General features: G+C 70.4%; 13 protein-coding genes. 3 read left to right on the top strand and 10 right to left on the bottom strand.

Annotated features, from left to right (window positions below):
* Positions 1-68: 68 nt before the first annotated feature.
* The gene (locus tag ACFY4A_RS39325; RefSeq protein WP_390834135.1) at positions 69-446 is read right to left on the bottom strand and encodes a DUF6573 family protein; all 378 of its coding nucleotides are present in this window, start codon (positions 444-446) and stop codon (positions 69-71) included.
* A gap of 185 nt (positions 447-631) precedes the next feature.
* Between ACFY4A_RS39325 and ACFY4A_RS39320 the strand changes: the two genes are divergently transcribed.
* The 3 genes from ACFY4A_RS39320 to ACFY4A_RS39310 all read left to right on the top strand — a co-directional run bounded on the left by ACFY4A_RS39320 (position 632) and on the right by ACFY4A_RS39310 (position 3060).
* Positions 632-1051 (top strand): hypothetical protein, encoded by a 420-nt coding sequence (locus ACFY4A_RS39320; protein WP_390834117.1) that lies wholly within the window; start codon positions 632-634, stop codon positions 1049-1051.
* Positions 1048-1227, top strand: coding sequence for a hypothetical protein (locus tag ACFY4A_RS39315; RefSeq protein WP_390834116.1), 180 nt, complete (start codon positions 1048-1050; stop codon positions 1225-1227). Before ACFY4A_RS39320 ends, ACFY4A_RS39315 begins: the two co-directional genes overlap by 4 nt.
* Before the next feature lie 72 nt (positions 1228-1299).
* Positions 1300-3060: an MOSC domain-containing protein gene (locus tag ACFY4A_RS39310; protein ID WP_390834115.1), complete on the top strand. Its 1761-nt coding sequence runs from the start codon at positions 1300-1302 to the stop codon at positions 3058-3060.
* 611 nt (positions 3061-3671) lie between these two features.
* Here the strand turns inward: ACFY4A_RS39310 and ACFY4A_RS39305 are convergent.
* From ACFY4A_RS39305 to ACFY4A_RS39265, 9 genes are all read right to left on the bottom strand, one after another.
* A complete protein-coding gene (locus ACFY4A_RS39305) occupies positions 3672-4571 on the bottom strand; it encodes a methyltransferase (protein WP_390834114.1) in 900 nt (299 codons plus the stop codon).
* Positions 4572-4704: 133 nt separating this feature from the next.
* Positions 4705-5877 (bottom strand): hypothetical protein, encoded by a 1173-nt coding sequence (locus tag ACFY4A_RS39300; RefSeq protein ID WP_390834113.1) that lies wholly within the window; start codon positions 5875-5877, stop codon positions 4705-4707.
* 56 nt (positions 5878-5933) lie between these two features.
* Complete coding sequence (locus tag ACFY4A_RS39295) at positions 5934-6740, bottom strand: LPD29 domain-containing protein (protein WP_390834112.1); 807 nt, start codon at positions 6738-6740, stop codon at positions 5934-5936.
* A 105-nt stretch (positions 6741-6845) separates the two neighbouring features.
* A complete protein-coding gene (locus ACFY4A_RS39290) occupies positions 6846-7103 on the bottom strand; it encodes a hypothetical protein (protein WP_390834111.1) in 258 nt (85 codons plus the stop codon).
* Positions 7104-7196: 93 nt separating this feature from the next.
* Positions 7197-7664: a hypothetical protein gene (locus ACFY4A_RS39285; RefSeq protein WP_390834110.1), complete on the bottom strand. Its 468-nt coding sequence runs from the start codon at positions 7662-7664 to the stop codon at positions 7197-7199.
* Positions 7598-11329 (bottom strand): DUF3560 domain-containing protein, encoded by a 3732-nt coding sequence (locus ACFY4A_RS39280; RefSeq protein WP_390834109.1) that lies wholly within the window; start codon positions 11327-11329, stop codon positions 7598-7600. Before ACFY4A_RS39280 ends, ACFY4A_RS39285 begins: the two co-directional genes overlap by 67 nt.
* 123 nt (positions 11330-11452) lie before the next feature.
* Positions 11453-12097 carry a hypothetical protein gene (locus ACFY4A_RS39275; RefSeq protein WP_390834108.1) on the bottom strand — a complete coding sequence of 215 codons (645 nt, stop codon included), beginning with the start codon at positions 12095-12097 and terminating at the stop codon, positions 11453-11455.
* Between the two features lie 109 nt (positions 12098-12206).
* Positions 12207-12491: a hypothetical protein gene (locus ACFY4A_RS39270; RefSeq protein WP_383358677.1), complete on the bottom strand. Its 285-nt coding sequence runs from the start codon at positions 12489-12491 to the stop codon at positions 12207-12209.
* A gap of 70 nt (positions 12492-12561) precedes the next feature.
* Positions 12562-13131, bottom strand: a complete 570-nt coding sequence (locus tag ACFY4A_RS39265; RefSeq protein ID WP_390834107.1) for a hypothetical protein — start codon at positions 13129-13131, stop codon at positions 12562-12564.
* Positions 13132-13965 lie beyond the last annotated feature (834 nt).

The raw sequence follows: 13965 nt of genomic DNA, 5'->3' as shown, positions 1-13965 counted from the left end.
CCGGGAGACTGCGGCGTGGTCGGCCAGGACTGAGGGGGCGGACGATGTCCGCCCCCGGGCGGCGGGGGTCAGTCCTCGTCGGGCTGCATGATGGTGATCACGGGCTCGCCGTGGTCGCCGGGCCCGATCGCGCAGACGAGCTGGACCGGGCGGGCCTGCCGGGTGCGGCCGTCGCGCGGCACCCGCCGCAGGCCGACGGTGACCTGCCCGCCGCCCCCGCCGCTGCGCCGGATCGTGTGGCGTGTCATGGTCAGCACGTCCCACAGGCGGCCGCGCTCGTCCTGCGGCACCTGCCGCTCGCTGTCCCCCTCGTTCCACGCCACGCAGCCTTCCCACACGGCGCTGGTGAGGGCGACCGGAACCCGGAAGCCGGCCTCCCGGGCCAACTCGGCGTCGGCGGCGACCAGGCCGTCTGCCAGGGCCCGGGCGCGGGTGTAGACGTGGATGAACTCGTCCGCGTCGCACGCCGCGCGCCCGGCTCACCGAGGACACCCCCGGGCAGAAGTGGACGGTCCACGTTCACTCCAACCGGTTCTACGAACTGACCGCCGAGGCCCCCGCCGCCCCGGCGGGCGGTGCGCCGGCCCCCGAGGTTTCCGCGGCTCCCACCGCCGCGCCCGGCTCTGGGCACGTGCACCAGGCCGCCGGACCGGCCAGCGCGCAGGACCGTAGCGCGGCTTGCACGCTCGCCCGGCGCACGCGGGCATCCGGTGTGCTGGGCCGTGACCGCCTGCCCGGTCATCTGCCAGCCCTGGCGGTCGATCTCGAGGGAAAGACCGTCCGCGTGAAGCTCGCCCAGGGCTACAGCCACGAGCAGATCCGGGACGCGTTCGAGCAGGAGTGGGCCGAGGCCGTGACCGCCGGAGACTCCGGGAGGGTTGCGGCCCTGGGGACGGTGCTCGAGGTGCACGCGGCGATGGTGGCCGAGGAGGACGCCGCCCAGTCGCCCACCGGCCCCGCACCGGCCGCAGTTCCCCGCAGGAGCAGGAGCAGGAGCAGGAGCAGGAGCCCGCCCGGCAGCGCCCCGGCTCGCTGCGAGAAGAGCGGGTGAGCAGCGACAGGCTCTCCCGCACCGATGCGGTTCTGCACGACGCGGCCGTCACCGACGACCCCGACGTCAGCGACGACGCCATGCGGTCGGTCCCCCTGTCCCTCCGTTCGAATCTCAGCGAATGCACCAAACGATTCATGATCACGGAATCGCGGCGGCACCGGCACGGGAACTAGGATCGGCCCCAGCGCACAGATCACGGCGCTGTGAGGGGCTGACCCGGCCGGCCAGCCCGCAGGAGGTCCGCAATGGCGACGCTGCTGTCCGTGAACGTAGGCATGCCCAGAGACGTCCCCTGGCAGGGAAGGACTGTCCACACCGGAGCCTGGAAGGCCCCCGTCCAGGGCCCCCGCATGGTCCGGCGGCTGAACGTCGATGGAGACGGTCAAGGAGATCTGGCCGGGCATGGCGGCGAAATTCGAGCCGTTCTCGTCTACCAGTTGCAGTCCTATCAGTACTGGCAAAAGCAACTCGGTCGCGACGACCTGACCTTCGGGATCTTCGGGGAGAACTTCACTGTCGACGGTCTGCCCGACGACGAAGTGTCCATCGGCGACCGGTACCGCATCGGCGAAGCCGAATTCGAAGTCACCCAGCCGCGCGTCACCTGCTACCGGGTCGGCATGCGCCTGGGCGAACCGACCATGGCCTCCTTGCTGGTCGCCCACCACCGACCCGGCTTTTACCTGCGCGTCCTCACCGAGGGGCGCGTCGAAGCCGGCGATGAGATCAGCCTCATCCGCAAAGGTCCCGAACAACTCAGCGTTGCCGAGATCGACGCGCTGCTCTACCTCCCCGGTCGCGACCCCGCGAAGCTGCGTAAAGCACTGAACATCCCCGCTCTCAGCCCCGGATGGCAGCAGTCCTTCCGCGAACTCGCCGCCGCCCAGCAGCCTAAACAGGAACCGGGATGGCCGAGCGAACGCGCCAGCTGCCAGCAGCCCAGACAAGAGCCGCAATGGCCGGGGTTCAAGACCATGCGCGTCGCCCGCATCGTCCCTGAGACCCCCACCGTCTCGTCGATCTACCTCGCCGCCACTGATGGCACACCCTTGCCCGAAGCCCGTCCGGGCCAGTACCTGTCCATCCGCCTCGCCGTCGGCGATGCCGCCCCCGCAGTGCGCAGCTACTCACTCTCCTCCGCACGCACAGCCGACACCTACCGCATCAGCGTCAAGCACGAGCCCCACGGGAAAGTCAGCAGCTACATCCATGCCACGCTCCGCCCCGGGGACCTCGTGGACATCGCCAGCCCCCGCGGAACATTCGTACTCCAAGAAAGCAGCCGCCCGATCCTCCTGATCTCCGCAGGGATCGGTGCCACCCCCGTGCTCGCCATGCTCCACCGACTCGCCGCCACAACAGACGCACGCCCTGTCTGGTGGATCCACACCGCCCACGACCGCGCCCACCACCCTTTCGCGGAGGAGAGCCACGCCCTTCTGGCGCAACTCCCCAACGCCCACGAGCACATCTACTACACCTCCGAAACCCCGCATCCCGGCGAGCTCTACATCACCCAGGGCCGCCCGACCGCACGATCACTCACGGCCATGGGCATCCCCACCGACGCCGACGCCTACCTGTGCGGACCACCCGCCTTCATGGACGACGTCGGTGGCTTCCTGCGCGATCATGGTCTGCGCCCCGAGCGGATCCATACGGAACAGTTCAGCGCCCTCCCGGCCATCAACCCCGGCGTCACCCCCACCGCCGTGGTGCGGCCGCACCAACCATCCGGTCCACCGGGCACCGGCCCCCTCATCACCTTCGCCCGCAGCGGCATCACGACCCCGTGGTCACCCGCCCACGCGTCCCTCCTCGATCTCGCCGAAGCCTGTGACATCCCCACCCGCTGGTCCTGCCGCACGGGCGTCTGCCACACCTGCATCACCCACCTTGTGTCAGGCGACATCACCTACACCACCCCACCCCTCGAACTCCCCGAAGCCGGCACCATCCTCGTCTGCTGCAGCGCGCCGACCACCGAAGTCGTCCTCGACCTCTAGCCGGCCAGCAAAGGCACAGGCCGGGCCTGCGCATCACCGTCGCCGACCGCTTCCAGCGCAGGCCGTGCAGGGTGACCGTGCGCGCGCCCACCAGGAACTCGTTCCGGTCGTAGGGGGCGGCGTTCACCAGGTCGCGCACGGTCGGGTAGTCGTCGGAGGTGGACCCCCGGAAGCGGGTGGCCCGCAGGAAGGCCACCATGGCGCGGTCCATGCGGAAGGTGCCCGGCTTGGTGTGGTCGTCTTCGTCGGCGGCCTCGACCAGCCGCCCCACGGGCTTGGTGCCGGTCCAGCCGGAATTCGACGGGGTGGTGTCCCTGCCGTGAACCTCGGCGTTCCGCACGTGCGCGTACGTGCTGTAGACGGTGGTGCCGCCAGGGCTGCGCTCCTCGTGTCCGGCCCACCTTCTCGACCAGCCAGACCGGCTTCGAGCCGGGCCGGTAGGCGGTGAAGTCCTCCCGGTCGAAGACCAGCATTCCGGCGGTGATGTCGTGTCCGTAGGCGCCCATGTGCGGCTCCCTGTCTGCTCGGTGTGGGTCGGTCGGTGGCCGGTGAGTTGCCGCTCACCTGTAAAATCAATAATACACCTTCAAGGGGGTTGATCAATCCCCTTTTCAGAACAAGGTGTCCCCGCCGCCGTCGCCGAACCCGGCCGGCTGCGCGGCCCTGGGTGCCACACGGGCGTGCTCGGCCTTCGGCTTCTGCGGGCGGCTGGCCACGGCTTCCTGCGCCGCGCGGGCGGCGGCCTGCTCCGCCTGGGCCTCCAACTCGTCCTCGTCGCGGTTGTGCACCACGATTTCAACGGCCGGTGAGGCGTCGCGCCACTGGTCGCGGTACTCGTCCGTGGGGATGCCGGGGTTGGGGCGGAGCTTGATCCCGGTCTCGCGGTGGAAGCGCTCGTACGCGGGCGAGTCCTGCGAGACGAATCCGGTCTCGGTGCGGAACGGGGCTGACTCCCTCGGGATGATGAACGCCCCCCGCCGGGCGAGCGTCTCGGCGACCGCGATCACGTGGAACTCGAATAGCGGCCCTCGGTACCCGGGGGCGTTGCCGCTGCGCTTGATCCGCCCGAACGGCGGGTTGCTGATCGCGCAGTCGAACGGACCGAGGTTCAGGCCCGGAACGTCGAGCACGTCAGCACAGATCCACGTCGCCTCCGGCAGGACGCGCCGCCCGACCCGCACATACTCCGGGTCCTTCTCCACACACACGATCTCGCGCGGCGGTAGACGCTCCCAGCGCCGGTTCCAGTAGTCGCGGGCGTGCCAGGCCAGGCGTCCGATGCCCGCGCACAGGTCGATGATGCGGTCACCCGGGATCACGTGGTGGAGTTCGCCGGCGAGCTCGGCCGGTGTGAAGAACGCGCCGTCCAGGGTGCGGCCCATGTTCGCGGACTCGTGGAAGTGGTCGAGAACGAATTCCCGCTCCTCCTCGGTCAAGTCCCGTTCCATGTCGACCAGTTCGCACGCCCGGTGGTGCTGCTTGGTCTGTTCCTTGCTGAGCTTTCCGGCCATGGGATGCCGCCTTTCGCGGTGGTGAGGGGGAGAGGTTCTGACGCGGGTTGTCCGGACCGCTCCAGGGCGGTCCTGTGTCCGAGGGGGAGCGATGGCTACGGCGTCCGTGCTGCGCGCCATCAGGAGGCGTTCGTTAGCTGTCGGTCGGCGGCTGGGAGGTGCTGCACCGGCGTCCCCACCCGCGCGCGGGGTCGTGCTCCGCCACGTACCAACCGCACGTCCTGCACCGTGGCCCCCATACCTGGGGTGGGGCGGTGGGCTCGGCGATGTACACCTCCGCGGACTTCCAGGGGAAGCCTCGCGGGGCGAACCTCACGGACTCGTCGGGCATGAGCAGCTCCCAGCCGTCCGGCCAGTCGATCGGGCCAGGGCGCGTGGCTTCGGAAACTGCCTCACGGACGGCTGCTTGCGTCCAGACCTGCGGAAGGCGACCGTGTCCGGTGACGCCGTACGCGTCAGCCGTGATGTACCGCTCCGGGTGGGTGATGATGACACCGGAGTCCCGATCCGGCGTGAATGTGATGGCTGAATGCCCGTTGGTCTGGCGGTAGATGATCGTTTCGTCGTCGGAGATGGTGGCCTGGCTGGACAGCCAGAATCCGAGCGATCCGCCGAGAAACGCGCGTACCGCGTCGCCGCTGAGGTGGGGCCGACCGTATCCGGGGGCCTCCCGCACGGGAATGCCGGTGTCGTTCTGGTGGATGGTCTGCGTGTAGCGCGCGTACATGCGCGCGTCGCGGACGAGGATGCGTTCGCGGGGCGCGCCTTCGTACCACTGCGGCAGCGGCACAGTCTCCAGCTCTGTACCCGGCAGTGGACTGCCGGGCTGGATCCATCCCGCTTCCTTGCCCGCTCGGCACACGGCGGGAGCCTCACGCACCCACGCGAGGAATTCGCCGAAACCGCCGGCATAGCGGCCGTTGCGCTCGGACACCTCTCCCCAGTAGCTGGAGCCGTACCACACACACCGGGCGGTGAGTTCAGCGGCCGTGGACGGCGTCGGGAACGCACCGGCCAGGGTGACCGTGCGTACGTGGGCACCTTCCACGATGCCCTGAGAGGTGACGGTCACGTCCCAACCGTTCGCCGTCGCTGCCTCGACCAGCGTGCGCGCCCGCTTGGGCAGCTCGGCGACCTCGGCGGCGGACGGTGCGGCGGGACGGGCCGCAGGGGTGCCGCCGGTCGGCTCGACCCTGGGGCCGGCTCCGCCGTCCGTCTCCCACGCCTCGACGGCGCCTGGGTCGGTGATGGGGGCGACCGGGTGCGGGCGATCGCCGGTGAGCTGAGACGGGAGGTGCGTGGACATGGGGGCTCCGCTCGGTGGGCCGGGCGCCGGGGGCGCCCGGCCGGTCGGGTGTCGGTTCAGGCGGTGGGGGTCGCCTCGGGCTGTGCCGTGGTGACGGTCAGGTTCTCGGCGCGCAGGTCGGCGGCGACGGCGGCCATGAACTCGGTGTCGGCCTGCTGGTCGCGGCTGCCGGGGGCGTACCAGTACTGGTTCTTGCGGTGCCACTTGAAGCCGTGGCCCTTGAGCACGTCGGCGGCGCCGTCGCCCAGACGCGTACCGGTGACCGTCGTCCCGTCCCCGTCCGTGTGCTGGAGGGTGAGTCCCTCCGTGCCGTCCTCGCCCTCCTCCTGGGCGTGCGCCGGACGGGCGGCCTGGGCGGCGGCCTGCTCCTTGGCGGCGGCCCAGCGCTGGGGGAGGACGACGTCACTGGCGATCTGCCACATCTGCTGCGGGGCCCAGTTCTCCTTGATGACGTGGCCGTCGATGACGCAGGCGTCGAGCATGCCGCTCGTGGGCGGCTCGGTGCCGTCGTGGGCCTCGGACCACAGGGCGGCGGCGGCCTTCAGTGCGTCATCGGAGACGTCCCGGTGGGTGTTGATGCCGTCGACCAGCGGCTTACCGGTGACCTTCCGACCCTTGACGGTGACGGTGACCGTGTTGTCGGTGGACTCGTAGCGGTCCTCCATGCCGTTGAACTGCGCGCCTTGCATGGGGCGGGTGTGCTCTTCGACATCGGCCGTGCAGGGGCCGTCGGTCCAGTAGACGGAGATCCACGCGGCGGCGGTACCGGTGCCCTTGCGCACGCTGAACTTCACGCCGGGGAACGCGCCCTTCAGGCGGTTCCGGAGTTCGGCGGCCACGTCCTTGGTGTCGATGTAGTCCATGCCCTGTCCCTCTGCTGCGAGTTGGGTTGGTGGTGGGTGAGTTGCCGCTCATCCCTGAAATCAATAATACGCGCTTAGGGGGGGAGGTTCAACGCTTCCGCCGTATCAGTCGGCACTGAAGACACATTCACCGTTGACCGTGATCCGGATCAGGATCGTTCCATCCGGGCTGATCAGGCCGCCGGGTACCTCGCCGGTGTCCAGATGGACGGACACCACCAGGCCTTCACCGCAGCTCCAGTAGGCGTAGACCTGGGTCCCGCCGGTCTCCAGGCACGGCAACGTGCCCCGCTGCTTCCGGTGCTGGTGCAGAAACCGCGCGCGTCGGTTCAGGGTGGTCGCTCCGCGCTTGCTCAGTCGCATAGCTGTGCTTCCTCTGAGGAATCCTGGGAGGCGGCCGGCGCCGTGGGCGCCCGGCCATGGGGTGGTCAGGCGGTGGGGGCGGCGTGGTGACGGTCAGGCCGGCGGCGACGGCGGCAATGAACCCGGTGTCGGGGCGGGCTCCGGGGTGATGTCGCGAGGGTCGGCGGGGATCACCTCGCCCGCCAGGGCGGCCCGCATCTGCTCGGCCGACATGCGCCCGCTCACCTCGTTGTAGGGGAGCGTGTACGTGCTGCCCTTGTGCCGGGTCTCCGCCGTTGCCGCGCGGGTGACCACGCGGCAATCGCCGACGGCGCCGACGGTGCCGCCATCAAACGCGGCGTGGATGTGCGGCACGGTCACCGTCTTGGCGTTGACCCGGGTCACCTCGTACCAGGACCCCCGCCACTGCACGAAATCGCCCTTCACGAAGTCGCCCCGTCCCCACACCTTGAAGCCGCGCCGCTCCGCCTCCTTGATCGTCTCCGCCCAGTACGTCAGCTCTTCGTCGTACTCGGCCGCGTCAGCTCCTCCCGGCGCGCCTCGGACGGCTCGCGTCGCCACACATCAGCCTTACGGCCCTTGTCGTCAACGCCGTCACGCTCCCGCAGAACGCCGCGCCGCTCCGCCTCCAGCTTCTCGATACGGCGCAGCGTGCGCCCCGGGTTCTTCCGATACCGCTCGTAAGCCTCTGCCGCCTGGGCGCGGTTGGCCCAGTAACCGGCCCGCTCGCCCTCGGCGATGCTCTTGCGCATGGCGTTGTGCATGCGCTCCTGGTCCCTGCGGGCGCGCCCTTCCGAATGGTGGCCCACCAAGATCGGCTGACCCATCCAGAACCGTTCGCCGATCCGGTCCGAGGCATCCCGCGCAGCCTGCGACGATGCCGCCGCACGTCCGGACCGGTGCGCGTACCGCTGCGCCCGGTCCTCGGCCGCGTCCACGCGGGCGGCCTCCCGCTCGGCGAACGACATGGCTTCGTCGATCACCACAGCGCATGACAGGCCGAGTGCGCGCACCGCGTCCGCAGCCCGGTTGATCTTCCACCGGTCGGCGCCCTTGTAGCGGCTGCCACGGATGAAGATTCCCGGGGTACGCCGGTAGGTCCAGCCCAGCGGGCGCAACGCTTCCCACACCCCGTCACCCTTGGAGGAACCCTCCACGGTGGTGCCGTCCTCGTGGGTGTGCCGGATGACGATATCCGCCGCCTCGGCCCCCTCCTCCGCTTCCACAATGTCTCCGGGCAGGGTGAGCGCGCGCAGCGCCGCCGGAGAGTGCCCCATGACCCGTGCGGCGCACTCGGCGCAGCGCGGAGCACAGCCGGGCACGTCCCACAGCAGCACCCCGAACCCGCCACACGTGTTCGCCGCCGCGCAGTCACCGCGCCCGGCAGGCTTCGCCCAGTCGATCGGCATAACCGCCACAGCCGCCGCGACGGGGGCCGGGGTTTCGGCGCCCGGCACCGTGCCGCCCTCTGCATCCCACACGTCCGCCCCGGACGGGTCGGACACCACGTCAGCCGCCCGCGCGGACACGTCGTCACGGGTTGCCGGCGGGGGGAGCTCTCCGCCATCATCCCGCGCGAGCGCTCCGCCCTCGCCCTCCCATCCGTCCATGCCGCTGGGGTCGCTCACACCCTCGGGGGCAGGCGCCGAGCTGCCCAGCGAGACCCGTGCGAGCGTGCCCGGCTCCGCCGCATGCTGCACCGTCGACAACATCGACGGATCTTGGTGCTTGCCCGACCGGCCCACCCGGACCGGCGCCGACCACAACGGGGTGCGCTTGCCCGTCACCCGCCGACCGGTAACCCACACCGCCGAACGGTCCTCACGGAACACCCCGCCGTCCCACACCGCGAGCAACTCATAGGCGAGCGGCGCACCGTTCTTGACCGCGACACCGGCGACGCGCACCGTCACCATGCCCCCGTCAGTGCTGCGCTGCATGGCCACCGTCCACCCGTTGGCCATGGCCGTTTCCGCGAACGACACGGCAGCCATGGGCAGCCACACCCAGGGGGCCGTCTCAGTCTCCGCCGTGACGTCCCCCACTGTGTCCCACGTGGCGAGCGTCTCGGTATCCAGCGGCGAGCCCTCCGCCGGAACCTTCGGAGCCTTCCACGGCTTGACGTCCAGGCCCTTGACCGAGGCGGACGCCTGGCCCTTCTCGACACCGGCCGTACGTCCGTGCGTCTTCTTCGACGGGAGGTCACGGCCGATCAGCGCGCGGCCTTCATCCCGCGCGGCCACGGCATCGGCCAACAGGTCAACGAATGCCCGACGCTGCTCGTTCGCTTCCCCGTGCCTCACGTCCGGGTTCACGTCGATGTCTGCGGGAAGCTCGAACATCACCGCCGTACCGCCGTCAGCAGACACCCACGCCCCGCGGCCGGCCGGAACATCCCCAGACACGGCACGCGCCAGGAACGCACGCGCGGACTTCGACCGGCGCCCCGGTTCCGCCGCCTCCGCCTCCAGGCCGGACAGCTCACGCTCACACCGCCGGACCGCATCCCGCGCATGCATCCGCCGCATGTCCGCCGCCAAGGAGGCCTCACGGGCACGCTCCGACCACCCGCCGGACGTCTCGTAATGCACCACCACCCGCTCACCCAGCACACCAGCCGACCGGCGTACCTCCTGGTGAAGGTCGTACGCATCCCGCCGCCACGCCGCGCACGTCTCCGCGTGCTCCTCCGCCACCGTCAGCCGCTCACGCGCCACGGTCAGCTCATGGCGCGCACGCTCCGTCAGCCACGCCCGCGACACCCGCACTGTGCCCTCGTACGAGCCACGGAACGCCACCGGGAACACCCCACCCCCGTTGCCGTTGCAGATCACCGGCAGCACCTCAACCGCGCCCCCGTCGGTCTCCCACCCGTCCACCCCGCCGGGGTCCGGCACGACGTCGGGCAACACCGCCGGGGTCTTCTTGGCCTCGTTCTCCTCCGCCGGAACGGCCGGTGTCACGCCGCTACCGGCCGGAGCGTCACCGGCCGGACCCTCGGCCGTTTCGGCCAGCCCCTCCCACCCCGGGCGGGTGATGCGCAGCAGGAACGCCGACGCTTCCGGCCGCACCCGCCCAGCAACCGCGCGCGGTGCCGGCGCGCGCTCCGCGCACTCCTGAGCCGACGGCGCGTCAAGTCCGAACCAGCGTGCGACGGCGAGAGCGTCACGCGCTTCCCAACGGGTCGTGTCGACGTCGCCCCATCCGTACGCGGACTCTGCCCCCTCTGCGCACTCTTCGGCCTCACGGACTGCACCCCGGGCGCTGTCGTACTGCTCGTCCGTCAGCCCGTCCCAATCGATGCGCTGAGCGAACGCACGGACCGTGTCCAGGGTAGCGCGCGCCATGCCGACCGATACGGCCGTCTGTGCGTTCTCCTCCGCCTTCTGCGCCGCCCTCTCCGCCTGGATGCCGTACACGCGCGCCGTCTCGGCCGTCGCGCGCAGCACCGCTGCCGGACGCTCCGCGATCACGTACGCGATAGCGGCCCCCGTGACCTCACCCCACGTACCGCGCACGTCCCCCGTCGGAAGGGTCACGGTGTGTCCGCCGCCCGACTTGAAATGGAAGCGGAACGGGAATCGCTCACCGCACACGGACAGTTCCGACAGCAGGTCGGAGCGCCGGAACTCCCCCTCGTAACGGTCGCCCAGCGACCGCGCTTCCATCGCTTCCGGCCACTCCTCCGCCGCCCTACGCGCGCGCTCGACTTCCGTCACGGACGGCGCCTTACGGGCACGCTTCCGGGGAGCCGAAGTCTCCGCCGCGGTCTCGGCCGGACCGGGCGCCGGAGCCTCCGCCCGGTCCGGCGCGGTCGGCTGTGTGCGGGCGGTGGGCGCCTCGGCGGTCACCAGATCCGCGACGGCGCGCCATGTGATGCCCTGGGCGGCCGTCTGGCCGCAGCGGGTGAGGGTGGCGCCGTCCCAGCGGTGTCCCCAGGCGGTGAGCCGCCACACGCAGCGCAGGACGGTTTCCCCGGCCTCCTGGCGGGCGGTGAGCAGCAGCGCGCAGTGTCCGGGCTGCGTCTGGACGGTGGCCGTCCATCCGGCCTCCTCGGCCTGGGCGGTGAGGCGGGCCAGGTTGCGGGGGAGGGCCACCCCTCGGGCGTCCGCCGTGTGGGGCTCCTCGGCGGGCGGGGCGGTGGGCGCCGGCACTTCGGCAGAGGTCGGGGCCGGCGCCTGGGCGGGGGCGCTCGTGCTGCTGGCGGGGCGCGTGGTCGCGGTCATGTCGGGTCACTCCTGGTCGAGTTGGTGCCGGGTGAGTTGCCGCTCACACCGGGAGGCAAGGCAGGGGGAGGCAGGGGCGTTCCCGCCGGGGCCGGTCGGGCGACCGGCCCCGGCGGGTGGCCCTCAGTTGCGGCGGTTCGGGGGCCGGTTGTCCCGGGGCGCGGTGTGGCTGGCGCTCGCGCAGTGCCTCGGGGCCTGGTCCGGGCGGGGCACCCGCTCGGCCTGCCGGTACTCAACGCCCGGTTCCGGGGCCACCGGCTCGCCGGTCTCCGGGATGACGGTGTACGCCTCCCGGATCTCCTGCGCGGTGAGCGGCCGAAGCCAGAAATTCCGGACCCTCCAGCCGCGTACGAACTCCGACCCGTCGGGGCCGAAGGTGCGCACGACCAGTCCACCGGTGCCGCACCCGACCATGCCTGCCGCGATCACTGCGCAGACACGCATGGATGCGGCCTCGTTGATGATCAGGGCGTCACTGATGACGGTGAGTTCCTGGCCTTCGATGAGGTCACCGTGCGGCGTGCTGGCGCTCGCCACCATGTGGTGCGTCCCGTCGCCGAGAACGGCATTCAGAAGGGACAGGTACGCGTCGGCGGCGCGGTCGAGCAACGCGTGCGCCGTGTCGGCGGCGGTCTGCGTCGCCTCGTCCGTCACGTCCTCGCTGACGGGGTCGGGCGTCCACCGCATCGCGTCAATACCGAGATCCTCACCCGGGTCGACGTTCTGCCCTTCGAGGCTCTGCCGTACGTGGTCCTGGTACTCGCTCATCGTTCCCCTGCCTTGGGTGGTTGAGTTGGCGGCGGGTGAGTTGCCGCTCACCCGCAGAATCAAGGTGGTGATCGTCGTCAACCCTCAATCACCCCCCGGACCTGGTGAGTTACGGCGACTCCACCGGCGTCACGCTCGTACGAAAGAACGGGTTGCGGCTGAGGCTGAACGTCACGCGCTTCGTCTCGCCGGTACTCTCGCGCTTGCCGTAGATCTCGACGCCGGTCAACTCGTCCTCGTCGTACGCCACTTGCAACACGGTGCCTTCCCAGACCTCGGGCCACGGAGCGGGCTGGTTCGCGGTCCTCGGGCGGGCGTGGGCGGCCAGACTCCGGGTGGGGTTGCGCTCGATGCGTACCCGCTGCCCCCGGCTGATCGGTCCTGTGGCGGTCATGCTGTCCTCTTTCTGGTGGCTGTGGCTCCGGGAGGGTGGGGCGACCGGTGGCCGCCCCACCCTGGGCGCGTCACTTCGTCCGAGCTGCCCGCTGCTCCTCGGCGGCCGTCAACAGCTCGTTGACCCCATGGCGGGCGTGGTCGGCCCGTACGCGCGCGGCCACCTCGTCGGCGGACGGCAGTCCGAACCCCCCGTCAAGGGCCAGTACTTCGTACGCCTCGCGCCACCCGCGCACCTGGCACTCGACAGCCGCGCGGGACGCGCACGCGATCGTCAGACCCCCGACGGTGACCGACAGTGCGCCGATTCCGTCGGGGCTCACTGCCGCGCTGCGGGCCCGGACCTTGGCGCGTCGGGGCGCGTCGTCCAGGATCACGAACGAATTGATGGTCAATTCGGGTTCGCGCAATTCTCCCGCGTCTACCTGCTCGGGAAAGATCCTGTCGAGCATTGCGGCGGCCTCGCACCAGCCTTCCCACCAAACGCGCGCGCCGGTAGGGTGCCGGAATTCGATGATGGCCGTGGGGATCTTCAGAAGGGGGATGAGCGTCAGACCGATAGAGGCGTCGGTCTCGTGCTCCCCCGCAATGTGGATCGTGAGTCGGCTTACCGCCTCAAAGGTTTCCGCTTCCGTGTTCAAGGGGGCTCCTCGTGTTGGTGATTGAGACTGAGCCAGGTTGCCGCCCGACTGAGAAATCAATAATACACTGTTCGACCTCGGGTGACACCCGAAACGCCGAACCTTGCGACATCTCTTGCGCCTTCTCTTGCGGCTACTCCTGCGACATCTCTTGCGACATCTCTTGCGCGAGCCTCTTCGGGAGGGTCGGCGTATCCGCAGGTCAACCAAGGTTCCCGCGCATGGTCGGGGGTCTGACATCCCCTCTGCTGCCACTTTTGCCGCGCCGGTTGAAGGATGAGTGAGGAATGGGGGCGGGGGCGTGGTCGGGCGGCTGCCTCGGGGATCAGGGGCGGTCTGTGGGTTGGCTGCGCGTCGGCTCCGCCGCCGCGCTGGGCTGGGGGAGGGTCCGGGCTGGAGCCCGGACGTGTGGGGGCGTGGGGGAGCTGCTGGCGGGGCCCCTAGCGGCGGGGCCGTCCACGCTCGGCGTGGTTTGTGGCCGTGGGTTGTCGGGAACGTTGGCGCGGGCGTATTCTCGGCTCTATCGGGATTGTAGATGGGGGAATTGAGTCGAGGTCAGTTCAAGAATTCATGAACCCCGGAAGACTCCAAGAATTCGGACCTAATCAGGCTCATTTCTGATGATTTATCAGTTCCTCTCGGAAACTTGCCGATCCGGCCCCGCCACCCGCCCAGCTGCGCCTTTCGAGGGAATTCGCGGAGCGAATTCCTGTGCTGAATTGCGGAGCAATTCAGGCACCGTCACGGAGTGGCGGTGCATCAACTCCCTTGCGAAGCAAGGGAGTTGCCGCCGCGTAGCGGCGGCGCGTCGTGTCTGCGGAGCAGACCGCGCGC

It is taken from the genome of Streptomyces sp. NPDC001292, from assembly GCF_042896465.1.
In the GTDB taxonomy this organism is placed as follows: Bacteria; Actinomycetota; Actinomycetes; order Streptomycetales; family Streptomycetaceae; genus Streptomyces.
The sequence above is the reverse complement of the archived record's forward strand: the minus strand, read 5'-3'. Positions and strand labels throughout refer to the sequence as shown.